The organism is Christiangramia qingdaonensis (genome assembly GCF_048381525.1).
Taxonomy (GTDB): Bacteria; Bacteroidota; Bacteroidia; order Flavobacteriales; family Flavobacteriaceae; genus Christiangramia.
On record NZ_JBLWIM010000012.1, the window covers coordinates 734,004 to 758,468 of the forward strand.

Annotated in this window: 26 protein-coding genes; 12 read left to right on the top strand and 14 right to left on the bottom strand. The window is 39.0% G+C overall.

Annotated features, from left to right (window positions below):
• The 3 genes from ACNI3T_RS08335 to ACNI3T_RS08345 all read left to right on the top strand — a co-directional run.
• Positions 1-527, top strand: a 527-nt coding sequence (locus ACNI3T_RS08335) for a glycosyltransferase (protein ID WP_418227411.1), incomplete at its 5' end; no start/stop codon positions are given.
• Positions 524-1,999: a cellulose synthase family protein gene (locus ACNI3T_RS08340; protein WP_418227412.1), complete on the top strand. Its 1,476-nt coding sequence runs from the start codon at positions 524-526 to the stop codon at positions 1,997-1,999. The genes ACNI3T_RS08335 and ACNI3T_RS08340, both read left to right, overlap by 4 nt.
• 29 nt (positions 2,000-2,028) lie before the next feature.
• Complete coding sequence (locus ACNI3T_RS08345) at positions 2,029-3,387, top strand: MptA/MptB family glycosyltransferase (protein ID WP_418227413.1); 1,359 nt, start codon at positions 2,029-2,031, stop codon at positions 3,385-3,387.
• Here ACNI3T_RS08345 and ACNI3T_RS08350 read toward each other — a convergent pair.
• The 9 genes from ACNI3T_RS08350 to ACNI3T_RS08390 all read right to left on the bottom strand — a co-directional run bounded on the left by ACNI3T_RS08350 (position 3,362) and on the right by ACNI3T_RS08390 (position 12,141).
• Positions 3,362-4,000, bottom strand: coding sequence for a lipid-A-disaccharide synthase N-terminal domain-containing protein (locus ACNI3T_RS08350; protein WP_418227414.1), 639 nt, complete (start codon positions 3,998-4,000; stop codon positions 3,362-3,364). The two genes, ACNI3T_RS08345 and ACNI3T_RS08350, sit on opposite strands and share 26 nt — an antisense overlap.
• A 1-nt stretch (position 4,001) precedes the next feature.
• On the bottom strand, positions 4,002-4,514 hold the full coding sequence (locus ACNI3T_RS08355) for a hypothetical protein (protein ID WP_418227415.1): 513 nt from the start codon (positions 4,512-4,514) through the stop codon (positions 4,002-4,004).
• A gap of 148 nt (positions 4,515-4,662) precedes the next feature.
• Positions 4,663-5,634: a deoxyhypusine synthase family protein gene (locus ACNI3T_RS08360; RefSeq protein WP_418227873.1), complete on the bottom strand. Its 972-nt coding sequence runs from the start codon at positions 5,632-5,634 to the stop codon at positions 4,663-4,665.
• Positions 5,627-6,502 carry an agmatinase gene (gene speB / locus ACNI3T_RS08365; protein WP_418227416.1) on the bottom strand — a complete coding sequence of 292 codons (876 nt, stop codon included), beginning with the start codon at positions 6,500-6,502 and terminating at the stop codon, positions 5,627-5,629. The genes ACNI3T_RS08360 and speB overlap by 8 nt, the downstream gene beginning before the upstream one ends.
• Positions 6,503-6,554: 52 nt before the next feature.
• Positions 6,555-7,958 carry an arginine decarboxylase gene (locus tag ACNI3T_RS08370; protein WP_418227417.1) on the bottom strand — a complete coding sequence of 468 codons (1,404 nt, stop codon included), beginning with the start codon at positions 7,956-7,958 and terminating at the stop codon, positions 6,555-6,557.
• 277 nt (positions 7,959-8,235) lie between these two features.
• Positions 8,236-9,075 (bottom strand): pseudouridine synthase, encoded by an 840-nt coding sequence (locus ACNI3T_RS08375; RefSeq protein WP_418227418.1) that lies wholly within the window; start codon positions 9,073-9,075, stop codon positions 8,236-8,238.
• Positions 9,076-9,155: 80 nt separating this feature from the next.
• Entirely contained in the window at positions 9,156-10,061 is a 906-nt protein-coding gene (locus tag ACNI3T_RS08380; protein WP_418227419.1) for a geranylgeranylglycerol-phosphate geranylgeranyltransferase, read from the bottom strand.
• Positions 10,062-10,071: 10 nt separating this feature from the next.
• Entirely contained in the window at positions 10,072-11,010 is a 939-nt protein-coding gene (locus ACNI3T_RS08385) for a mevalonate kinase family protein (RefSeq protein WP_322301303.1), read from the bottom strand.
• 48 nt (positions 11,011-11,058) lie between these two features.
• Positions 11,059-12,141, bottom strand: a complete 1,083-nt coding sequence (locus ACNI3T_RS08390) for a diphosphomevalonate decarboxylase (RefSeq protein ID WP_418227420.1) — start codon at positions 12,139-12,141, stop codon at positions 11,059-11,061.
• A 96-nt stretch (positions 12,142-12,237) separates the two neighbouring features.
• Here ACNI3T_RS08390 and ACNI3T_RS08395 point away from each other — a divergent pair, with 96 nt between their 5' ends.
• Entirely contained in the window at positions 12,238-12,717 is a 480-nt protein-coding gene (locus ACNI3T_RS08395; RefSeq protein ID WP_418227421.1) for a TspO/MBR family protein, read from the top strand.
• Here the strand turns inward: ACNI3T_RS08395 and ACNI3T_RS08400 are convergent.
• Positions 12,707-13,918, bottom strand: a complete 1,212-nt coding sequence (locus ACNI3T_RS08400) for a BaiN/RdsA family NAD(P)/FAD-dependent oxidoreductase (protein ID WP_418227874.1) — start codon at positions 13,916-13,918, stop codon at positions 12,707-12,709. The two genes, ACNI3T_RS08395 and ACNI3T_RS08400, sit on opposite strands and share 11 nt — an antisense overlap.
• 42 nt (positions 13,919-13,960) lie before the next feature.
• Positions 13,961-14,674, bottom strand: a complete 714-nt coding sequence (locus ACNI3T_RS08405) for a glycerophosphodiester phosphodiesterase (RefSeq protein WP_418227422.1) — start codon at positions 14,672-14,674, stop codon at positions 13,961-13,963.
• Between the two features lie 202 nt (positions 14,675-14,876).
• Here ACNI3T_RS08405 and ACNI3T_RS08410 point away from each other — a divergent pair, with 202 nt between their 5' ends.
• From ACNI3T_RS08410 to ACNI3T_RS08425, 4 genes are read left to right on the top strand one after another with little or no spacing between them, the layout of a single operon-like run.
• Positions 14,877-15,398 carry a DUF421 domain-containing protein gene (locus ACNI3T_RS08410; protein WP_418227423.1) on the top strand — a complete coding sequence of 174 codons (522 nt, stop codon included), beginning with the start codon at positions 14,877-14,879 and terminating at the stop codon, positions 15,396-15,398.
• Between the two features lie 7 nt (positions 15,399-15,405).
• Positions 15,406-16,089, top strand: a complete 684-nt coding sequence (gntA, locus tag ACNI3T_RS08415; RefSeq protein ID WP_418227424.1) for a guanitoxin biosynthesis heme-dependent pre-guanitoxin N-hydroxylase GntA — start codon at positions 15,406-15,408, stop codon at positions 16,087-16,089.
• 11 nt (positions 16,090-16,100) lie between these two features.
• On the top strand, positions 16,101-16,721 hold the full coding sequence (locus ACNI3T_RS08420; RefSeq protein ID WP_418227425.1) for an FMN-binding negative transcriptional regulator: 621 nt from the start codon (positions 16,101-16,103) through the stop codon (positions 16,719-16,721).
• Complete coding sequence (locus tag ACNI3T_RS08425; protein ID WP_418227426.1) at positions 16,718-17,299, top strand: DUF1989 domain-containing protein; 582 nt, start codon at positions 16,718-16,720, stop codon at positions 17,297-17,299. Before ACNI3T_RS08420 ends, ACNI3T_RS08425 begins: the two co-directional genes overlap by 4 nt.
• Here ACNI3T_RS08425 and ACNI3T_RS08430 read toward each other — a convergent pair.
• Together ACNI3T_RS08430 and ACNI3T_RS08435 are read right to left on the bottom strand one after the other, a co-directional pair.
• Positions 17,296-18,015, bottom strand: a complete 720-nt coding sequence (locus tag ACNI3T_RS08430) for a TerC family protein (RefSeq protein ID WP_418227427.1) — start codon at positions 18,013-18,015, stop codon at positions 17,296-17,298. The two genes, ACNI3T_RS08425 and ACNI3T_RS08430, sit on opposite strands and share 4 nt — an antisense overlap.
• Positions 18,016-18,096: 81 nt before the next feature.
• Entirely contained in the window at positions 18,097-18,585 is a 489-nt protein-coding gene (locus ACNI3T_RS08435) for a hypothetical protein (RefSeq protein WP_418227428.1), read from the bottom strand.
• Between the two features lie 309 nt (positions 18,586-18,894).
• Here ACNI3T_RS08435 and ACNI3T_RS08440 point away from each other — a divergent pair, with 309 nt between their 5' ends.
• The 4 genes from ACNI3T_RS08440 to ACNI3T_RS08455 are packed head-to-tail and all read left to right on the top strand — an operon-like array spanning position 18,895 to position 23,008.
• The gene (locus ACNI3T_RS08440; protein ID WP_418227429.1) at positions 18,895-20,229 is read left to right on the top strand and encodes a sugar porter family MFS transporter; all 1,335 of its coding nucleotides are present in this window, start codon (positions 18,895-18,897) and stop codon (positions 20,227-20,229) included.
• Between the two features lie 4 nt (positions 20,230-20,233).
• Positions 20,234-21,847, top strand: coding sequence for a glycoside hydrolase family 32 protein (locus ACNI3T_RS08445; protein WP_418227430.1), 1,614 nt, complete (start codon positions 20,234-20,236; stop codon positions 21,845-21,847).
• Positions 21,848-21,853: 6 nt separating this feature from the next.
• The gene (locus ACNI3T_RS08450; RefSeq protein ID WP_418227431.1) at positions 21,854-22,765 is read left to right on the top strand and encodes a carbohydrate kinase family protein; all 912 of its coding nucleotides are present in this window, start codon (positions 21,854-21,856) and stop codon (positions 22,763-22,765) included.
• A 9-nt stretch (positions 22,766-22,774) separates the two neighbouring features.
• Positions 22,775-23,008 carry a CBU_0592 family membrane protein gene (locus tag ACNI3T_RS08455; RefSeq protein WP_322301290.1) on the top strand — a complete coding sequence of 78 codons (234 nt, stop codon included), beginning with the start codon at positions 22,775-22,777 and terminating at the stop codon, positions 23,006-23,008.
• 68 nt (positions 23,009-23,076) lie between these two features.
• Here the strand turns inward: ACNI3T_RS08455 and ACNI3T_RS08460 are convergent, their stop codons facing one another.
• Positions 23,077-24,462, bottom strand: coding sequence for a glycosyltransferase family 2 protein (locus ACNI3T_RS08460; RefSeq protein WP_418227875.1), 1,386 nt, complete (start codon positions 24,460-24,462; stop codon positions 23,077-23,079).
• Positions 24,463-24,465: the final 3 nt, after the last annotated feature.

Consider the following 24,465-nt stretch of genomic DNA (forward strand, 5'->3'; position numbering starts at 1 on the left):
AGGAGAATCGAAAAGGTTATGGCTATGCTTGTCTAAAGGGAATGCAATACATCTCTGAACAGTCTAATAAACCAGATATCATAGTTTTTCTGGATGGAGATTATTCAGATTATCCTTCAGAGTTGGTCAGGATCGTTCAGCCGATCATTGAAGATAACAAGGATTTCGTTGTAGGAGCTAGGGTAAAGGAATGGCGGGAAACTGGTTCGATGACCTTTCCGCAGATCTTTGGAAACTGGCTGGCTACAAGTTTGATGAAATTATTTTTCAACTCCACTTTTACAGATTTGGGACCTTTTCGAGCGATCAAGTATGAAAAATTACTTCAGCTGGAGATGCAGGATAAAACTTATGGCTGGACGGTAGAAATGCAATTAAAAGCACTTCGGAAAAACTTAAAATATGCAGAGATCCCGGTGCATTATCGAAACCGGATAGGGGTTTCTAAAGTTTCAGGAACCCTTAAAGGTGCTATCTTTGCAGGTGTGAAAATATTAGGATGGATCTTCAAATACAGTTTTAAATGATAGACCTGCTGGTGATCATACTATACATGCTTGCGTTAGTGGTTATCTTCATCTACAGCCTCTCGCAGCTACATCTTTTAATGAATTACTTCAAAGCTTTAAAAACCACCGATACTGCGGAAAAATTTAACTTCGAAGCGAACGATGATTATCCATTTGTCACCATACAATTGCCGCTCTATAACGAGGAATATGTTGTTGAGCGTTTGCTGAAAAATATTGCCAGAATAGCTTATCCCAGGGAAAAACTTGAGATCCAGGTCCTGGATGATTCTACAGATGATTCTGTAAATATTACTTCTAAACTTATTAAATGCCTGAGGCTGGAAGGATTGGATATACAGCACATTTGCAGAGAAACACGGACTGGTTATAAGGCTGGGGCTTTAAAAGAAGGTCTGAAGATCGCTCGAGGAGAGTATATCGCTGTATTTGATTCAGATTTTGTGCCCGGCAAAAATTGGCTGAAACAAACATTACCCTATTTTAAAAATTCCAGGATTGGTGTGGTACAAACCCGGTGGGGACATCTAAATCGTGATTATTCGCTACTTACCAGGATACAGGCCTTTGCACTTGATTTTCATTTTATACTGGAACAAACTGGAAGAAATTTTGGCCGCAATTTTATTAATTTCAATGGGACAGCGGGAATCTGGAGAAAGGAATGTATCCTGGATGCCGGGAACTGGAGTGGCGATACGCTAACTGAGGACCTTGATCTCAGTTATCGTGCCCAGATGAAAAAATGGGAATTCAAATACCTTGAAAATGTAGAAACCCCAGCCGAGTTACCCGTAGTGATTAGTGCAGCAAGGAGTCAGCAGTTTCGATGGAACAAAGGCGCTGCAGAAAATTTCAGGAAGAATTACGGAAAACTATTAAGAGATAAATCGGCATCTTTCAGTACAAAATTTCATGGGTTCTTTCATCTTTTGAACTCCAGTATGTTTTTGATCGTTTTGTTTCTGGCGGTGCTAAGTTTGCCGGTACTTTACATCAAGAATTCCAATCCGGCTTTCGACTGGTATTTTAATCTGGTAGCAGTATTTGCTCTAAGTACACTCATCTTTTTCCTGTGTTACTATGTCGCCTGGGCAAAAATTCATGGAAAAGGACTCAAATCCTTTCTCAAGTTTGTAGGGATGTTCCTAACCTTCTTTTCTATAGCGATGGGATTTTCAGTTCATAACTCACTCGCTGTTCTGGAAGGCCATCTCGGGAAACGCTCAGAATTTATAAGAACACCAAAATTCAATATTAATGAGAGTGGTGACAAATGGAAGGGTAATAAATATCTATCTGGCAAGTTTTCAAGAAATATCATCATTGAAGGGATACTATTTCTTTATTTTGGCTTTGCCATTTTTAGCGCTTTCCGACTTCAGGAATTTGGACTCATCATTTTCCACCTTATGTTATTCGCCGGATTTGGTTTCGTTTTCGTGCAAAGCTTAAAGTCTGAAGTTTAATTAACTTAGTCGGAAATCCTTATACCGGAATGGATCTAAAACTGCTCAGACTTTACAAATTCCCAATTCTCATAGCGCTCTCCTGTGTGGCCTTCTACTGGAATTTTGCATATGGATTAGCCCGGGAAGATTTTGGTCGGCTGGTGATGCTTTATACGGCTTTATTCTTCCTGAGTTACAAGCTTTATGAGTTACTACGTCACAATTTCAAAATCCTGGTCATACTTGCGATCATATTTAGATTGATCTTCCTGTTCGCACTTCCAGAACTTTCACAAGATTACTTTAGATTTATTTGGGATGGCCAGCTCATTAATGCTGGTATTAATCCTTATCAATTTATCCCTACTGAAATTTCCAATGAGCTCGATTTTTCTAATACCAAAGTTTTATTAAAAGGAATGGGAAGCCTGAGCGCAGGACATTATTCAAACTATCCACCGGTTAATCAGCTGCTATTCGCTGTTTCGTCGTTTCTAGCAAATTCCAGCCAATTGCTGAATGTGATGTTTCTAAGAGCGATAATTATACTGGCCGATCTCGGGACACTCTTTTTTGGTGCTAGTTTGCTTTCAAATCTTGGACTATCCAGAGACAGGATCTTTCTCTATATCCTCAATCCTTTCATCATCATAGAAATGATAGGAAATCTGCATTTTGAGTCGGTCATGGTGTTTTTCCTGGTTTGGTCTCTTTATTTATTAGAACAAAAACGCTGGTTTGCTTCTGCAATAGTACTTGGCTTATCCATATCTGTCAAACTTTTACCTCTGCTATTCCTGCCATTATTTTTTGGTTTTTTTCTGAATAGTCCAAAGCTTTCTTTCATGAAATTGCTCGGTTTTCACTGCCTGGTAATCCTAACATTAGTGATTTCTTTTGTACCATTTTATTCCGAAGAGGTGCTGGCGAATTTTATGGCAAGTGTTGGATTATGGTTTGGCAAGTTTGAATTCAATGCCTCGGTATATTACCTGGTGAGGTGGGTAGGTTTTCAGGTGAAAGGATACAACATCATTGAGACCGCTGGCAAGATCTTACCCGTAATCACATTTGTTGCGGTTCTACTTCTGACTTTTCTACGGAAAAATGCGACAATGCAAAGCTTAATAAAGAGTATGCTATTTGGTATTTCTGTATATCTACTTCTGTCCACAACTGTGCATCCCTGGTATCTGGCAATTCCACTCCTGTTAAGTGTATTTACACAATTCAGATTTATGCTTGCCTGGTGTTTACTGGTCATCCTGAGTTATTCGGCTTATTCCAATGCTCAATATGATGAAAATCTATGGCTGGTAGCCTTAGAATACACTGTGGTAATTGGATATTTCCTGTATGAATTGTTCCTTCCGAAAAATTCTAAGCCTTTGGATCGGGTTTATTAGAATTTTTCAGAAGATATATATCACGCATATAGATGAGTGCACCAAAGAAATGTGCAGCCATTAGAACTGGGTCTTCACGAAATATTCCGTAGGTAAAAAGCAAGCTGGAGCCAATTAAACTAAGGATCCAGAAACCCAGCGGTAATGAAGATTCTTGATTTACTTCAGAATAATACCACTGGTAAAAAAATCTTGAGGTATATACAATTTGAGCCACCAGACCTAATGCGATGATCCAGCCCGCAATATTTTCAGACCTAAGTACATCATCCCAGGTTTGTGTTCCAAAAAAGGTGATATAGGCTGCAATAGCAAAAGGAAAAATAATGACCAGAGTTTTAAAAAGTATATTTCGGTTTCTCCATTCGTTCATTAAAGAAAGATTACGCCAGTATACTCCGTAGATCAGGAATTGTCCTAACATGATAGCGAAATCATCCCGCAAATAACCATAGGTAAACAACAAGATAGAGGCCAGTAAACTGAGTTTCCAGAATAGTACCGGAGTTTCAACTTCCTTGGATTTTTCGGAAAGAAACCATTGACTTATCAATCTAGCACTAAATAATAGCTGCGCTAAGAAACCTATTGCGAATATTGGCCAGTTCTCCATCTTAGTTATTCATTCTTTTGAGGATCTTCTTTAGACTGTTTTTCATCATAGATTGCGCACTTACAGAGAATGCAAAATCCTTACTATCATCAGGAACTTTCAATTCAGATCTTACATGGCTGTAATAAACGCTGACTTTATCATGTAAATTAATGATCTCCAGAGATACCTTAGTCACATTTGCCTCATTGGGATCGATATTCCCTATCTGTATAGATCCAAGGTCGTCTGCAGGTTTTTCAGCTTTGATATTAATGAAATAGTCGTAGCCTTTTGCTCTTGAAGCCAATTGCTCAAGATCTTCAGCTGAACTATTGAAACCAGGCTGTGAGTTTATTAAGGTTACCGGCGTATCCTGTATGCTCACAAGTTTTCCATTGAGAATACGATCTTCTAATTTGTCAAAAACCATCTCTCGCAACTCAAGCCGAACGCTTTCAGGGGCATCAATAATATTCAGTAAATAGGTGCCTTCAGGAAAGCTATATGTTTTTTGCGATACACTGGAAAACATATAACTGGGTGTATTGCAAGATTGGATTGAAATAGCGATGAGGAGAAAGAGTAAAAGTTTCTTCATGGATGATAAAAACAAAAAAGCTGCTCAATATTAGGCAATTTCGCCTGTTGAGCAGCTTCAATGTAAGGTAATTATTTGTTAATTACATATCCAGGAGATAAGCAAAGATCAGCGGTGCAACAATGGTGGCATCACTTTCAATAATATGTTTAGGAGTGTTTATATCCAATTTCCCCCAGGTGATCTTTTCATTTGGAACAGCTCCTGAGTAAGAACCGTAACTGGTTGTAGAATCTGATATCTGACAAAAATAGCTCCAGAAAGGAGTATCTGTACGCTCCATATCCTGATAAAGCATTGGTACTACACAAATTGGGAAATCCCCGGCAATACCACCACCAATCTGGAAAAATCCAATTCCGTTATCCGAATTTTCAGTATACCAGTCGGCAAGGAAGGTCATATATTCAATTCCAGATTTCATTGTACTGGCCTTCAGTTCACCTTTAAGCACGTATGAAGCGAAGATATTCCCCAAGGTAGAATCTTCCCATCCAGGTACCACCATTGGCAGGTTCTTTTCCGCAGCGGCATACATCCAGGAATCCTTTAAGTCGATCTCGTAATGCTCCTCCATAACTCCGCTAAGCAATAATTTGTGCAGAAATTCATGCGGGAAATAGCGTTCTCCTTTTTCTTCGGCATCCTTCCAGATCTTGAAAATATGATCCTGAATTCTACGGAAAGCCTCTTCTTCAGGAATACAGGTATCTGTAACCCGGTTTAAACCTTTCTCCAATAGATCCCACTCATCCTGAGCGGTAAGATCCCGATAATTTGGAACTCGTTTGTAATGTGAATGCGCTACAAGATTCATCACGTCCTCTTCCAGGTTTGCCCCAGTACAGGAAACGATATGCACCTTATCCTGGCGAATCATCTCGGCAAAGATCTTTCCTATCTCTGCAGTACTCATCGCGCCGGCAAGAGAAACAAGCATTTTAGAACCGCCTTGCAGCTGCTTTTCGTAATCTTTTGCAGCGTCAACTAGTGCAGCAGCATTAAAATGTAAATAATATTTTTCTATAAATTGTGAAATATGTCCTTTACTCATCTTCGTCTTCTTCAATAAAATTTTGGTATTTAAATTTGTAGCTCAGCATTTTGTAATAAAGTTTTGCTGCCAGGAAGTCTGAAGATTTTTCATTCTTATCCGGGCAGAGCTCCACAATATCAAAGCCAACTACATTCTTTTTCTTGAACATCATTTTGAGAAATTCCAGTGTCTCGTACCAGAATAGTCCCCCTGGCTCCGGAGTACCAGTTGAAGGCATGATGCTAGGGTCAAAAGCGTCAAGATCTATGGTGATAAATACGTTTGGAGTCATTTGTCCAATCGCATCTTCCTGCCAGTCTTCGTAAAGATCATGGGCGAAATACACCTGGTTTTCATCCATATGATCTTTTTCTGAAATGTCCATAGAGCGTATTCCTACCTGAATAAGATTCGTGGTCTTACTGGCTTCATGAAGCGCACAGGCATGATTACAGGTTGATCCTTCGTATTCAGGTCTTAGATCTGCATGAGCATCCAGTTGTACTACCGTAAGGTCTGAGAAAGATTCATTAAAAGCTTTGATGCTACCAATAGAAACTGAATGTTCACCTCCAAACAGGGTTACAAATTTCTCCTGTTTAATATAGTTTTTTGTGGTTTTGTAAACCGCTTCAACCATTTTTTCGGGAGAAGAATCCTCGGTCACTGGTGGTGCGAGGTAAATTCCTTTTTTGTAAACCTCAGTATTTGTTTCGATATCATACAGCTCCATATTTTCTGAAGCGTCTAAAAATGCATCCGGACCTTTATCGGCACCTTTCTGCCAGGTACTGGTTCCATCATACGGCACAGGAATCAATACCACTTTTGCTTCGTCTATACGAGCATATTTATCGGGTATCCCGGCGTAATTCTTTTTGCTCATGGCTAATTGAATTGTTTAGTTAGTTGTTTATTAGTTGGTTAAAGGTATCGTTTTAATTATTTCTATCATAGCCAAGAATACTTAGCATGTCTTCAGAGTTCTGTTGTTCGCTGAAAAGTTTCGTTGTGATCTTATCATCTTCATCCCGATCTATTAAAATATGCTTTGGCTGCGGAATAAGACAATGCTGTAATCCGCCAAAACCTCCAATGGTATCCTGATAAGCACCGGTATTAAAGAACCCAATATATAAAGGCTTTTCCTTTTTAAACTTCGGAAGATAGATCGCGTTGGTATGTTGCTCAGAATTATAATAATCATCACTGTCGCAGGTTAGACCTCCCAGCAAAACTCTTTCATACTCATCATTCCACCTGTTTATTGCCAGCATTACGAATTTTTTACTGATCGCCCAGGTATCTGGCAATGTAGTAATGAACGAAGAGTTGATCATATTCCATTTTTCACGATCATTCTGCTGTTTCTGGTATAAAACCTCGTAGATCGCACCACCACTTTCACCAACTGTAAAACTTCCAAACTCCGTAAAGATATTTGGAACATCTACTCCGGCTTCTTCACAGGTTAGTTTGATCTGGTTGATGATCTCATCTACCATGTAAGCGTAATCATAATCGAATGCCAGTGAGTTTTTGATAGGGAATCCACCACCAATATTCAAACTATCCAGGCTAGGACATAATTTCTTTAAACTGGTGTATACTTTCAAACACTTGTTCAATTCGTTCCAGTAGTAGGCTGTATCGCGAATCCCGGTATTAATGAAAAAATGCAGCATCTTAAGGTCTACCTGCTCATTATCCTTCAATTGTTTGTGAAAAAACGGAACGATGTTCTGGTATCCAATCCCCAACCTTGAAGTATAAAATTCGAATTTTGGCTCTTCTTCCGAAGCTATTCGAATTCCTACCTGGAATTTCCCGTCCACTTTTTCTGAAAGGAGATCCAGTTCTTCATAATTATCCATCACAGGAATACACTTTTCGTGTCCGCTATTGATAAGTCTGCTTATATTTTCTACGTATTGATCTCTTTTGAAGCCGTTACAAATTACCCAATGATCATTGGAGATTTTTCCTGCAGCTTTAAGCTTTTCTACAATATTAATATCAAAGGCTGAAGAAGTTTCAATGTGAATGTCATTCCTTAAAGCTTCCTTGAGCACATGCTCAAAATGGGAACTTTTGGTGCAGTAACAGTAATTATAGGAACCTTTATAATCATGTTTTTCCAAAGCGGCCTGAAACCAGCCTTTAGCCCTGTTGATATTCTGTGATATTTTAGGTAAGTATGTAAACTTGAGGGGAGCGCCATACTGCTCCACAAGCTTCATAAGGTCAATATCATGAAATTTTAATTGAGTTCCTTCCAGTGAAAATTCTTCCTGTGGAAAGTAATAAGTCTGGTCTATGAGATCGCTGTACTTTGTATTCAATTTGCGTAAATGATTTTAAGGCTAAAAATTAGATAATAATTGATAGGGTCAAAAAGATCGACTAATAAATTAATGTTAAGAAAAGAGTTTGACTCGCTCCATTGCGTAACGATAGTTGTCTGATCGTCATGGAGTTGCAATGCTGAAGGCTTTTCAGCTAATAAAAAGATGTTTCTATTCAATTACCTATAGATCGACAGGAAGCCAGGGAAAATACTCCGACTTTTGACGCGGTAAATGTATTTAAAAAATTAAAATGGAAAAGCTAAAAAATGAATTAGTGCATCCCAAGGTTGATAACCTCCTGTTCGGTAAGGTTTCTGGTGCGTCCGCGAGACAGATCTTTCTTGGTTAGACCTCCAAATACAACGCGATCCAGGCTTTCTACATCGTAGCCCATGCTCTTAAAGATCCTGGTTACAATATGTTCCTTGATACTGTAAAGTTCAATCCCAACTTCAGTATGAGGTTTGTCGTCAATAAAGCTTATGCTCGTCACGATCACTTTAGAAACTTCAAGGAAAACACCTTTTTCAATAGATTCAAGATCTTCCTTAGAAAGAGCTTTACTTAGCGTTACATGGTAGATCTGGCGGATTCCGTTCTTAGGTTTGGCCAGTTTTTTAGCGAGAGTCCCGTCATTAGTGAATAGCAACAGACCCTTTGCCTGGTTGTCTAGTTTACCTACCGGACTAACTCTGGCATCGGTAACTTTTGAAACAAGCTCCATCACAGTTTTACCACCTTTTTCAGGATTTCCAGTTACAAAAAATCCAGCTGGTTTATTCAGAAGTATATATTGTGGTTTCTCAGGGTTGATTCGGCGACCATCAAAACGAACATCGTCTTCAAGTTTTACCCTATAACCCATTTCTGTAACAGACTTCCCGTTTACAGTAACATTACCAGCAGCAATGTACATATCTGCATCTCTACGGGAACAAATTCCAGAGTTTGCGATATACTTATTAAGACGAATACCTTCGGTATTAGAAAGCGGACTCTTCTCCATTTTCGGCTTTACCGGTGCATTTCCACGTGCGTGAGATTTTTTCCTGGTACCACCACCTTGTCTGCCACTATTCTTACCACCTGAAGATCTATCGTTTCTGCTCATTGCCAAAATTTTTGCAAAGATACGTTATCCCGCATGAGGATGCTAAGTATTTGAGAAAACTTTTAAGATGAGGGGATTACCTAAAAAACCCGGTTGAGCACTTCCTGAAGATCAATAAGTAGAATGCTGAATACGCCTACGACAATTATCAGTTTCAAAATATTATGCAGTAAGAGATATTGCCATTTGGCTTTGCTGAAGTATAAGAGTAGAAGAAAAACACCGAGCAAAAGCAGTGAAGTGTAGAAATAATAATTCATGTAACCTGTCTGAAATCGAGTGATCAATAAGTAAATGGGCATGATGGCAACTACGGCACATACAGCAAGACAGAATTTACTCCACCCCTCACCGAAAACAAGTGGTATGGTTCTATAATTCTGAGCGAGGTCACCCTGCATATTTTCCAGGTCCTTGACAAGTTCCCGCATAAGGATCATCAAATAGAGAAATACAGCATGAATAAATATGACCGTCTCAAAATTTCTATAATAAACGAAGATCACGAAAAAAGGAGTGATCGCAAGAACGGAAGCGACAAGATTACCTAGAAACAAAATCTTTTTAAGGCGATGTGAGTATAGCCAGATTACGAAAATATATATACTGAAAAACACTACTGCTTTAAATGATACATAGCTGGCAAAAAAGATAGCGGCAAAATTCAGAATAAAATAAACTGACAATTTTGTACGCTGACTAACCACGCGGTCGAGCATGGTTTTCTTAGGACGATTGATAAGATCTTTTTCGCTATCGTAAAAGTTGTTGATAATATAACCTGAAGCGATTACGGTAGAGGAAGCAAGGATCAAAAAAAACAGGTTCGCATCAAAGAATACTTCCCGCAATGGTTTATCTGGGGCAAGTATAAAAGCTGAAGTTAAATACTGCGCTAGGACGACCACCAATATATTGTATCCCCTAACTACAGAAAATAAACTGAGTATTTTCAGTAGCAGGCGCTTTTTCGCGATCCCTGGCATAAAATTGAGTTTAGAAGTTGTAAACTACTTCCAAATTATATCCTTTAAGTGATTTCCTTGCTTTTTCGATATCTTCAGTAAAACCAAGGATGTAACCTCCACCACCAGACCCACAAAGTTTCAGGTAGTAATCATTGGTTTCGATCCCTTTCTGCCACAATTTATGAAACTGCGCAGGAATCATTGGTTTGAAGTTATCCAGAACGGTATGAGAGAGTTTCTTTACATTCTTGAAAAGCGATTTTACATCTCCCTTCAAAAAGTCATCCACACAAGCATCGGTCTGAGTAACGAACTGGTCCTTCAGCATTTTTCTGAAAGGCTCCTGTTTCATATTTTCCATAAAAATACTAACCATTGGGGCAGTATCCCCAGTAATTCCGCTGTCAAGTAAAAACACTGCACCGGTTCCATTTTCGGTTTGAGAAGGAATTCCTGCAGGTTCAATATTTTCTTTGGAATTAATTAAAATAGGAATGCTCAAATATGAGTTAAGCGGATCCAGTCCTGAAGATTTTCCGTGGAAAAATGATTCCATTTCTCCGAAGATCTTTTTCAGCTTTAATAATTTGTCCCGGGTAAGGTTCTCAAGAACGGTGATCTTATCATTTGCATATTTATCGTAAATTGCGGCAACTAATGCACCACTACTACCAACACCATAACCTTGAGGAATACTTGAGTCAAAATACATTCCGCTGGAAATATCTGCCTTAAGAGCTTCGATATCAAACTTTACAAGTTCTGGATTGTTTTCCTGAAGTGCTTCAAGGTAAGCAGCAAATTTACGCAGGTTGGTATTCGATTTTTTCGCCTGTTCAGTGTCATTATCAGACAACTTCAAAGCACCATTATAAAAGTTATATGGAATCGATAAACCCTTGGAATCTTTAATGATCCCGTATTCTCCAAAGAGAAGAATTTTTGAGTAAAATAAAGGTCCTTTCATAAGCGTTCAGGTTCAATAGGCAGAAATGTAGCTGCAAACTTGTTAAAATTACAATTTTTTTGCGCCATTCCCAACCTGGTCGCAAATATAGTGTCCATTCTCACAATACGCAACTAACTCATTCTTAATGAACTCTAAAACTTTAGGAGCGTGATCTTCAGGATATAGCAGATGTACGTTGGCGCCAGCATCCAGTGTGAAACAAGCGGGTATACCAGTATCTTCTCTAAACTTCCAGATCTTGTTGATGATTTCAAGCGTGTTCGGTTTCATAAGAATAAAATATGGCTGACTACTCATCATCATGGCGTGAAGTGTCAATGCCTCACTTTCCACAATTTTTATGAATTCTGAATAATCACCAGATTTTAATGCGGGAATAAGCTTGCTAAGATTGTCATGAGCTTGTTTAAAACGCTCCTCAGCAAAAGGATGCCCATGCATTAGATCATGGCCCACCGTGCTGCTAACCTGCTTTTCACCTTTATCTACAAGTAGAATAGTATCTTGAAAATTTTGAAAGTTCTCATGTAATTTATCTTCATACCTGATGGCAAAATGATCTGATGAACTCTCAAAATCATTATGTTTACCCCAGATCATAAGATCGCCCTGAATACTTCTGGAGGCACTCCCGGAACCAAGTCTTGCGAGGAATGATGCTTTTCTCTGGAAGTGTTCTTCGCTTATTTCAGGATTTAGCTGACGTTCAAGATCCATAATACAAAGGGCAAGTGCGCTCATCCCTGAAGCAGAAGACGCGATGCCGCTACTGTGAGGAAAGCTGTTTTCACTTCTTATAATAAACTTGTAATCAATTAGATAGGGGCAATATTCCTGAATGCGCTCAAAAAACTTCTGAATCTTGGGTTTGAAATCTTCTTTAGGTTTATCCTCGAAATAGAAATCGAACTCAAAACTGTCAGATTTATCCTCTTTTTTCTGAAATTCAAGACTAGTAGTTGACCTGCAATGATTTAGCGTAAAACTAATAGACGGATTTGCAGGGATTTGATGTTCCTTCTTACCCCAGTATTTAACCAGTGCTATATTACTTGGGGATTGCCAGCTTACCTTGCCAGACTTTATTTCATTGGAATACATGGAGGGAACAAATTCCTGATGCGTCATTCTGAAAAATTTTTGTCAAAGTTAAACTTTATGTAAAGATCTGTAGATGTTTCCTTTTAAATAAATTGCTATTTTAGTGAGAGTAACCAACCAGATATGACCACAAAACTTCTCATAAGAAGCACTTTTGCGGTAGGCATTTGTCTTGTCTTCGGTCTTCTTGGTGCGATCGCTATTCAAACAGGAATGGCAGATTGGTATACAGGCCTGCAAAAACCATGGTTCTACATAAAGGATGATATTTTAAGCTCCATCTGGCTTTTTATGTACGTGTTACTTGGAGTCGCTGCTGGTATCGTTTGGAGTAAAGGTTTCTATCACAAATGGGTAAAAACAGCACTTTACCACTTTGGTTTCCAGTTATTCCTGAATGGTTTCTGGTTCCTGCTATTCTTTGCTCTTGAAAAACCGATCCTGGCTTTAATTGATCTGGCACTGCTGTTCGTCATTACTCTTTTCACCATAAAATGGTTTAAGATTGTAAGTAACACAGCTGCTTATATGCTAATTCCTTATGCTGTATGGATTCTTCTGGCCTTCGCTTTTAATTTTGAGATCTGGCGTCTTAACTCATAGCTTTCGCAGCAAGAAATCCACCTGTCCACGCATTTTGAAAATTAAATCCTCCTGTTATAGCGTCAATATTCAAAATCTCTCCAGCAAAATAAAGATTTGGGTGTAGTTTGCTTTCAAATGTTTGAAAATCTACTTCTTTTAGATCAATTCCTCCAGCGGTTACAAATTCTTCTTTAAAAGTACTTTTTCCGTTTACCTTAAACTCGGCCGCTGTAAGCTGTACACCCAAATTCGACAATTGCTGTTTGTTGAGGTCTGCCCATTTACTATCCTGAGAAATGCCAGAAGCAAGAACAAGGCTGTGCCATAGTCTTTTTGGTAGATCGAACTGAGCTCTTTTGTAAACCTGTTGTTTGGAATGTTCCTGTTTCAGATCTTTCAAAGTCTCGATGATCGACAGTTCATTTTCACCAGGAGTCCAGTTCACTTTTATGCTGAATTTATACTGAAGTTCATTTAAAGCCCTGGCTCCCCATGCTGAAAGCTTCAAGATGGCAGGGCCGCTAAAACCCCAATGGGTTATTAGCAATGGACCATCGCTGCTAAGTTTAGCTCCAGGAATCTCTACTTCTGCATCCATCGCGATGCCGGGAAGATCCTTGATCCTGTCATCTTCAATATTAAACGTGAAAAGGGATGGTACAGCATCTACGATGGAATGTCCGCTATTTTTCAAAAGATTCCAGATCTTCGAATTGCTGCCGGTTGCAAGCATCAGTTTCTCACAGGAATATTCTTTGGAGCCTACTTCAATTTTCCAGTAATCACCTTCAGAAGAAAAATTTTTTAAACTTTCACCAGTGCGGACTTCAATTTTCAAGTTATCGCATTCCTTTCTGAAGCAATCAATAATAGTTTCCGAAGAATCTGTAACCGGGAACATGCGTCCGTCATCTTCAGTTTTAAGAGAAACTCCTCTGTCTTCAAACCAGCCAATGGTATCACCGGTCATAAATTTGTGAAAGGGTCCTCGAAGTTCTTTGCTTCCGCGGGGGTATTTCCGAACCAGTTCAGCGGGAATAAATTCGGCATGAGTAACATTACATCGACCACCGCCTGATATTCGAACCTTATTCAAAACTTCCTTTCCTCTTTCCAGGATAAGGACTTTCAGGGATCTGTTATTTTCAGCAATATTGATCGCCGTAAAAAATCCTGCTGCACCGCCACCTACTATGATCCTGTCGAAATGTTCCAAAATTGAGCTCTTTGATGGCAAAAGTAAACAACTAAGAGCTAGTATCTAGTTTTGCAACAATTTAACAGGATTCTGTAATCGATCCGGGTAATCTGAGATTATGCCATCAACCCCGAAATCGATCATTCTCAGGATATCATTCACTTCATTCACGGTCCAGACGTTTACTTTAAAATCATGATCGTGGCAGAGTTTTGTGTTATCTCTCGTAATAATTCCTACGGAAGGGTGAATCGCTACCGCATCCAGTTTCTTGCCAAGTTCTATCGCTTCAGGTACACTCGCTTTACTTAGGACTGCCAGCGGGATCCTGGAATTGATCTTTTTGACTTCGAACAATTCGTTCTTCTGAAAACTGGAAACCAGAAAGTTGCCATATTCCCAATTTTCCTTTTCAACTTTATGTTGAATGATTTCTGAAACCGCTTTAGCGGTATTCCGACCTTTAAGCTCAATATTGATTTGGCATTTATTCTCGATAAGTTCAAGCACCTCGTTTAGCGTAGGAATTTTGAACTGCTCTTCGATCAAAAATAACTGCATTTCTGCATTGCTTTTTTTAGCGATTTCTCCGCTGCCATTTGTAGTTCTGTCCAGGGTAAAATCATGAATCACGAACAATTCGCTAGTGGCACATCGATGCACATCAATCTCGATCATATCCACTCCAAGACTGATAGCTTTTTCAATACTTTCCAGTGTATTTTCAGCGAGATGAGCTTTAGCACCACGGTGGCCAATTTTATTGATCTTTTCCATTTTTCAAATTTAGAAATTAATGACTTTCCCTGAAAGTTTAACGGTTTCACTACAAAACTCGGGAATTTAGAAATGATTATGACAGCTTAACATTTAATTAATTAAAAGCCTGGGTAAATTGAATTTCAACCAAAAATCGGGTGTATTCCAAGGTAATTATCTTGGTTGTAATTTATTCATCGGGTTTAAAAATCTAAATTAAATGGACAAGTGGTTCGCATTTGACATTCCGTCCTTTGTTGCAATTATACTAACAGCAATAGGGATCTATATCGCAATTATCATCTTTACCCGAATCGCCGGGAAAAGAAGTTTTTCTAAAATGTCCAGTTTTGACTTTGCCATGACCGTTGCTCTTGGGTCCATGGTAGCAACTACCGTTCTAAGTAAAAGCGTGAGTTTATGGGAAGGTGTAGTTGGGGTCGCAGCAATCTATGTACTACAGATCTTTGTTGCGATCCTGCGGAGGTTTAAGATCGTTCAGAATGCTGTAGATAATGGTCCTTTGATGCTTATGGATGGACAAACAATTCTACATGAAAATTTGAAGAAGGCCCGGGTGACTGAAGCAGATCTTCGTTCTAAGTTAAGAGAAGCAAATGTGATCAGGCTGAAAGAAGTTAGAGCTGTGGTTTTTGAAGCAACTGGTGATATTTCGGTTTTACATACCGATAAGGACGACGAGGAACTGGAAGATTATTTATATAAAGACGTTTCAAAATAGAAAGAAGATGCAGGTAAAGGAAAGAACAAAACGGAAGAGCTTAAAAGCTGTTTCAGATGAACAGATAAAGGCAGAATATGCCGAATTTATTCTTGAGAATGAACATCCGTGTATTATGGCTAAGACAATTTTTGCCATGGACCAGTTTACTCTCAAAACTTATGAAGACTTTGGTAGTATGGAGGCTTCTGCCAGATTATTGAAGGATCTTAAAGACTATATCCAAGCTTACGATTTTGAGTCCAATGATTTCAAAACATTCCTGGCAGTATTTCCAAATTCTCCGGAATATTCTGAAATTAGCTTCGAAGAATTATTATGGAAGCAATTAGGCAATATTCATAAACTGGATAGTGAGCAATGGGATCCCGCGGTGAGTGATGATCCCAAGGATGAAAATTTTAGTTTTAGTATTGCAGGAAAGGCTTTCTATGTAGTGGGTTTACATCCAAATTCTTCGAGGAAGGCGAGACAGAGTCCATATACTACCCTGACCTTCAACTTGCACTGGCAGTTCGAAAAACTCAGGGAAATGGGGACCTATCAAAAAGTTCGTGATAGAATTCGTGATCGTGACGTAGCTTTGCAGGGTTCGATCAACCCTATGCTGGAAGATTTTGGAAATAATAGCGAAGCCAAACAATACAGTGGGCGTAAGGTTGATAAAGAATGGAAATGCCCATTCCACTAGGAAAATAATAAATGTACAGACCAAAAAAATACCGGAAAGATGAGGATGAATTTATTCTTCCATTTCTTCGGAAATTTCCATTTGCGACATTTGTTCTCAAGGGGGATCATCTTTTAGCTACGCATATTCCTGTGCTTATCGATGAATCTGAAGATGGTAAGTGGAGATTATTTTCTCATATCGCAAACCATAACGAACAGAAAGAGTTTCTGAAGGAAGATGTTGAGGTATTAGTGACATTTCAGGGTGCTCATTCTTATATTTCCTCTTCCTGGTACGAAGAAGCAGACATTAGCACCTGGGATTATTCTGCGGTGCATGTAAATGGAAAAATTAAACTTCAGTCGGAGTCAGAACTAAGAGAATCTCTTTCAAAATTGGTAGCTAATTTCGAGAAGGAGCAGGAAAATCCTCTTTATTACGATAATATTCCGAAGAAAATGCTGGAAGATCACCTTCCACAGATCACGGGTTTCTGGATCGAACCGGTGAAAGTTGAAGGCATCGCAAAATTGCATCAGTCTTACCGTTCTAAAGATGTGAAAAGGGTAGTAAGCAAATTAGATGCTTCAGAAGATCCCATAAAAAATCAAATTTCAGAAGACATTAAAAACGAACATAATCTACAATGATCGAAGTAATTAAAAGACAAACGGGTGCTGCATTCAGACTGAAAAAAGGTCAGAAATTGAAAGTGATCGATCCAAATGGCGAACAGGTAAGTGATATGGTTCTTTTTAATGCGAAAGATACCCGGGAAAAGATCTCTTCCGGCAAAACCCTGGATTTTGAGGAGAGTATTTTGATTAGTCAGGGTGACCATCTCTGGAGTAACAGAAGCAATCAAATGATGGAGATCCTGGAAGATACGAACGGTCGAAATGATTTTTTACTTGCACCGTGCAGTCCTGAAACGTTCCAGATCATGTATAATAATAACGAGTATCACCCGAGTTGTTTCGAGAATCTTTATACCAACCTGGAAAAGTTCGAAATTCAGCCAGATGAAATTCCTACCGCATTTAATATTTTTATGAACGTACAGTTCGATACTAATGGAAAACTTAGTGTAGATCCGCCTTTAAGCAAAGCCGGTGATTATGTTCTGTTCGAAGCTAAAATGGACCTTTTAGTTGGTTTAACAGCATGCTCTGCCGAAGACAGCAATGGTGGAAGCTTTAAGCCAATTCACTACGAAATTATCGATTAAGTATTCTTTCTACGGTAACGCATATTCAACATTTCTATCGCTAAAGAGAAGAATACTGCAAAATAGACGTAGCCTTTTGGAACATGGTAATGTGCACCTTCAACGATAAGCATCACTCCAATTAGTATCAGGAATGATAAAGCCAGAATCTGAATTGTTGGATGATTATTTACAAATTCTCCTACAGGTTTGGCGAAGATCATCATCACTATGATGGAAACAATTACCGCTATCACCATTAGAATGATTTGATCTGTTAAACCTACAGCAGTTAATATGGAATCAAAGGAGAAAACGATGTCCAGAAGTACGATCTGTACGATCGCGGAGCTAAAACTTATCGTTGGCTTTTTACCTTTTTCGGTCGTACTATTTTCCTCCTGTCCTTCTACCTTATGATGAATTTCAAGTGTGCTTTTTATAAGTAGAAATATACCACCGGCGATCAGAATAATATCCCTCCAACTCAGTTCGAAATCTGCAACAGTAAGTACTGGTTCGGTAAGCCCAATGATCCAGGTGATACTCAAAAGCAATAAAATACGCATGATCAAGGCAATGGATAAACCGCCTATTCTAGCTTTTTTCTGACTCTCTTCGGGAACTTTTCCCGCTACTATAGAAATAAATATAATATTGTCTATTCCCAGGACGATTTCCAGAAAAGTAAGAGTTAGAAGAGCTACCCAGGTATCTGGTTGCAAAAATATTTCCATGATCAATTGGTTGGTACAGCGTCAAAATTAGATAAAAATGAATTACTCATAGTTAATATTATGAGAAACTGACTGAGCCTGTTAATATTCGAAACCGAATTTAAAATTAATACCTCCGTAGACAGAAATCTGGAAAAAATCATAATCTGTTCGCCAGCGGGATTCACCTCTTACATAAATAAAGAACCTGGAAAAGTGAAATTCCAGTCGGTTATTAATTGCGAGGGAAGGAAAGGATTTCCAGGGTCTTTGAATTAGAGAGAGGGAGAGATCTGTTACCGGGATCAGCTTTTTTCCGGGCCGGTAAACATAGCCAAGATTAATACCAGATGAATCATAACTAATGGCTTGAAAAGTTTCGTAATAAGCTTCGAAGCTAAAATGTTCATTTCTGTATCCCAAAGAAAATATACCGTCGTAAGCAGATGGGTTCACTGTGCCTCCAAATACTGCATTTCGAACATCCAGTCCTGTACCAGCATAAAAATAAGTTTCTTCACTACTTATCCAGCTTTGAGCAGAAATTTGCGTTGCTAATAGTAGGAGCCAGAATACGATATATTTTTTCATCAAAATATTTCATAGAAAACCACTCAGCCTGAATGCTGATTATTCGGGTCGCCTTGAATTTCTTTTGATGTTTGGTTGAAGATCAAGATAAAACTTTCTTTCCGATTAAGTGATTTAGATTATTTAAAACTAAATTTCAAATGGATATGCAACGAAATCGGTAATTATTATTGCTAAATAGCTTTAATCTGTTTATAGTTGGGTCAGTTTATTTAATAATTCTTAAATTCTCCACCTAATTTTAAATAATTCATGGTGCGGTTATGAAATCTGACGGACTATGATATCCAATTTTATTTAATTACGATTATGAATAAAATTTTCTTCTATTCCATAAGTGCGGCCCTTGCCGGGTTTCTTTTTGGATTTGATACAGTAGTAATTTCTGGGGCAGACAAACAATTGCAGGCATTATGGGGGACTTCAGATGCCTTCCATGGTTCTGTTGTGATGGCCATGGCCTTATGGGGTACTGTGGTTGGAGCTATCTTCGGAGGTTTCCCCACGAATAAATTTGGTAGAAAAAATACACTTATCGTTATTGGAATCCTTTATTTCGTATCTGCTTTAGGCTCCTCCCTTGTAGACGATCCGTATACCTTTGCATTTTTTAGATTTCTTGGAGGACTTGGGGTAGGAGCTTCTACCATTACAGCACCAGCCTACGTCTCAGAGATCGCACCGGCCAATAAACGTGGTAAATTAGTAGCCCTGTACCAGTTCAATATTGTTCTGGGGATTCTTATCGCCTTTCTTTCAAATTACCTGTTGAGAAATACAGGAGAAGAACCGTGGCGATGGATGGTTGGTGTAGAGGCTATTCCTGCTTTCCTATATATTCTTTTTGTTATCGGGATTCCTAAGAGTCCGCGATGGTTGGTCTCTAAAGGAAGAATGGCCGAAGCTAAACGCATCCTGGAAAGGATCAATCCAGGATTGGATGTTAGTGCCAAAGTTCATGAGATAAAAACACAATCTGATTCTGAAGTTACCGGTGAGAACATCTTTATGAAAAAGTACCGTTTCCCCCTTATTCTCGCATTTTTAATCGCATTTTTCAACCAGTTATCCGGTATCAATGCATTCCTGTATTATGCTCCCAGAATTTTTGAAGCTGCCGGACTTGGAGAAAGTACAGCCTTGCTAAGCAGTATTGGAATTGGAGTTGTAAACCTGTTATTCACACTGTTAGGAGTGTTTCTTATTGACAAGCTCGGTCGAAAACAACTGCTGCTGTTTGGGTCGATAGGCTATATTATATCTCTTTCACTGGTTGCAGCTGCATTCTTTTTGAATTGGGGAGGTTTATGGGTACCAATATTTTTATTCCTGTTTATAGCTTCACACGCCATAGGACAGGGAGCGGTTATCTGGGTATTTATTTCTGAAATATTTCCGAACAGATTACGAGCTTCGGGACAGGCGTTCGGAAGTTCAACTCACTGGGTGCTAGCGGCGATTATTCCTTCCAGTATTCCGTATTTATTCAGTACGATTGGAGCGGGTTGGGTATTCGCCTTCTTTGCATTCATGATGGTGCTACAACTGTTTTTCGTTATTTTTATGATGCCAGAAACCAAAGGTAAATCCCTGGAAGAACTGGCGGAAGAATTATCCATTAAAGAAATTTCAACTACAACCTGATATTATGAACAAGATTAAATTCAGTTTAACCTCACTGGCTGTTTGCTGCCTGTTTTTCAATTCGTGTAAGGATCAAAATTCTGAAGCTTCCGAAGAAATTACTCAAACAGAAGCTGAGGTAAACAGTGACGAAGTCTATAGGCCTAATTTCCACTTTACTCCGGAAAAGAACTGGATGAACGATCCAAACGGGATGTTTTACCTTGATGGCACTTATCATTTGTATTTTCAATACTATCCAGACGATAATGTTTGGGGACCAATGCACTGGGGCCATGCCACGAGTAAGGACATGATCACTTGGGAAGAACAGGAGATCGCGTTGTTTCCAGATGAAAAGGGCTATATATTCTCCGGTAGTGCTGTAGTAGATAAGGACAATACTTCAGGTTTTGGTGAGGATGGAAAGACTCCCGTGGTGGCTATTTTCACTTATCATGAACCAAAAGGAGCAGAGAAGGGTGAAAAGGATTATCAGTCCCAGGCAATTGCTTATAGTCTTGATAAAGGTATGACCTGGACAAAATATGAAGGAAATCCAGTATTGCCTAATCCAGGAATTGAAAATTTCAGGGATCCAAAAGTAACCTGGGATGAGGAACACAAGCAGTGGCTAATGGCCCTGGCAACAACCGAAAAGACTTTGTTCTATACCTCACAGGATCTGAAAGAATGGAAAAAAGTATCTGAGTTTGGGCAGGGAAATGGAGCACATGACGGAGTCTGGGAATGTCCGGATTTCTTTCCAATGCAGGTTGAAGGTACCGGTGAAACTAAATGGGTGCTGATTCAAAGTTTAAATCCTGGAGGCTATAATGGTGGATCTGGGACTCAGTATTTTGTAGGAGATTTTGATGGGACAACCTTTACGCCGGAAGAAAATATGAGCAATCTGGAAGAAAAGCATGACTACTGGATAGACTTTGGTAGAGACAATTACGCTGGGGTGACCTGGTCTAATGTGCCAGAGGAAGATGGCAGGAAATTGTTTCTGGGCTGGATGTCTAACTGGTTATATGCACAGGAAGTGCCAACCGAAACCTGGAGAAGTGCGATGACCATTGCAAGAGAACTGAAGCTTATCAAAGAAGATGGACAATACCTGGTTACTTCCCAGCCGGTAGAGGAATTAGAAAAATTTAGAAGTGAACCAGTTAAAAAAAGCGCACTTTCAGCTAAGGAAGACCTGGTGTTAATCGATACATCAGCGATCGATCTTTCTAAAGCTGAGGTGAAATTCAGTATTTCCGGATTAGAAGAAGATGGAAACTATCATTTTACACTTTCTAATGAACAGGGAGAAAAATTCGTGGTAAATTATGATCATTCAGAACAAAAGTTCAGTATGGATAGAAGTGAAGCAGGAAAAAATGATTTTTCAGATAAGTTTTCCGGGACACCTTCAACGGCGCCAAGAATAACAGCGGCCGATTCTATGGAAGTTCATATGATTCTTGATAAAACCAGTATGGAATTATTCATTGATAATGGAAAGACTGTTATTACAGAGATATTCTTTTCTGAGCAGCCATGGGATACTTTCTCGGTTGGTTCCGAAGAAAAAGATTTTACGGTGGATAGTTTTGAAGCTTATGAACTAAATTTTAATAATCAATAAAAATATATGTCAAAAAGGATAAAGGCGGTTTGTTTTGGTGAGGTTTTGTATGACGTTTTTCCAGATATGGAACGAATTGGTGGTGCACCGCTTAATGTCGCAGTAAGGTTAAGCAGTCTTGGAATAGATGCTGAAATGATCAGTAAGGTTGGAGTTGATTCCAGGGGAGAAGAATTGCTGAACTACCTAAGAACCCAGGGTGTTGAAACCGGTAATATCTTAAAGGATGAAAACCGGGAGACCGGAGCGGTGGATGTAAAACTTTCAGAAAGTGGTTCAGCCAGCTATACAATTAAATATCCGGCAGCATGGGATGGTATTGTTGCTACAGAAACTATAGAACAATCGGTTTCCCGTAGTGATGCATTTATCTTCGGAAGTTTGATCTGCCGTGATGATATAAGCAGAAAGACTTTGTTCAATCTTATACCAAAAGCGTCTTACAGAGTTTTAGACTTCAATTTGAGACCTCCACATTATTCAAAAGATCTCCTGGCTGAATTGATCCAGCATGCAGAATTTATCAAATTTAATGATGATGAATTATTTGAGATCGCAAAAATGTTGGGTTCAGAATACAATTCACTGGAACAGAACCTGTTGTTTATGGCGGTGAAATCCAATGCTGAAACTATTTGCGTCACCAAAGGCAGACATGGCGCAGTTTTGATGCATGACAAAAAGCTTTACTATAATTCTGGTTACCAGGTAAAAGTCAAGGATACAGTAGGAGCCGGCGATTCATTCCTTGGTACGCTTCTGGCGAAAATGCTTCAGGGTGAAAAACCTCAGCTAGCATTGGACACGGCTTGTGCGATGGGCGCATTAGTAGCGGCAAAAGAAGGTGCAAATCCGGTGATTTCAGAAGAATTATTGCACCGGTTCATGAATCCAATGGATGCTAAAAAAGGTAAATAATTATTGAGCATGACATATATAGACTGGATAGGTTCGGTAGGAGTGTTTTTAATACTTCTGGCGTATGTACTTAACGCTGCAGGAAAACTTGGAACTAAAGATCTTATCTATATTTTACTGAATTTAATTGGAGCCTCTTTAGCCTGTTATGCTTCGGTTTTAATGGATTATATTCCATTTATAATTCTGGAAGCAGTCTGGGCTACGGTTTCACTCTTCAGCCTCATTCGGTACAAAATGTAGTACCAAATCATAAAAAAAGCGATCTTGAATAGGATCGCTTTTCTTTTCTTAGTTGTTGGGGTTTAGTATTATTTCTTTACACTTAATTCTCTGGTTAACCATCCACTTCTGCTTGCTGTTGCAATTGCGTACGGGGTGATCCAGAATAGTCCAAAAGTATGTAAAATACTGTATGAGTAAGCCCACAATGATTCTGAAAGCTTATATCTCTTGGCATAGAACAATACCGGGAAACTTGAATAAACCATAATTCCCAGAAATGTTGAGCTAAGGAATAAAAGTGGGTGAGAGATCACGAAAAATAGCATGATCATGATCAATGGGTAACTCATAATGATCTTCAGGAACTGGTTGATGAACAATAGTCTTGAACCAAGGGTTGAACCTTCTCTAAACTGAGTAAATACATATTTAGACATGGCAATATTCTCACGCACATTACTTCGTCCCCATCTAATAAACATCTTATAAAGACCTTTATATTGCTCGGGTACATTGGTGTATGCATACGCGTTTCTCTGGAAAAGCACGTGTTGTCCCTGTTTAAGGATCATATTGGTCATAGCTCTGTCCTCACCAATATCTGAAGGTTTCCCCATAAAAGTCTGGTTAATCCACTCCGGAAGACATTCGAATACAGCGCTAGCACGATATGCTGCCAAGGCACCAGGAGTACAAAGTACAGATTCCAGTGTACTTTCTGCAGAACGCATAAACTCGAAACTTAGTACGAAATTCACGTTCAACATCTTTGGAAGTAAGGCTTTCTCGTTATTCAGAACTCTGATGTTACCTGCAACGGCACCACATTTCTCATTAACAACGAACGGACTTACCAGGTTTCTCAAAGTATCTGCGTTTACTACAGAATCACTGTCTACGGTTACAAATACTTCCCCGGTACCAAGGTTAAAACCTCTGTACAATGCATGTCTTTTTCCTTTATTTTCAGGCTGCTGATAGATCGCTACACGATCACCCAGAACTTTTTTAGCTTCCTGCATCCAGCTCCAGGTATCATCCTTACTACCATCATCGATCGCAAGTAACTGTAGTTTTTCTGTAGGATATTCACTTTCAGCCAGGCTCATAAGCGTAGCATATACCTGTTTGCCTTCGTTGTAAGCTGGAACGATCACGGTACAGGTTGGTAGTTCTTCGTTAGAAACTGATTCTATTGGTTTGTATTTGAAATACAACACTAGGTTATAGATAAAAAACGCTCCCCGATATAGGAAGAGGGCAGATGCAAGGATAAAGAAAGCATAACCCCATGTAGTGTTCATTCGGGCAGTATTGATCTCTGTAAAATCACTCTGCAGAAAATATACAAGGTATGCTGATCCTAACATGAGAATGAAGGTGCTAATAAGCACAACGATTCCCCATGTATTAAGCGGATTTTTGGTTGGTAAGAATTTATTTATTCCTGAAGCGTGTTCTTCTTCAGCAATAGA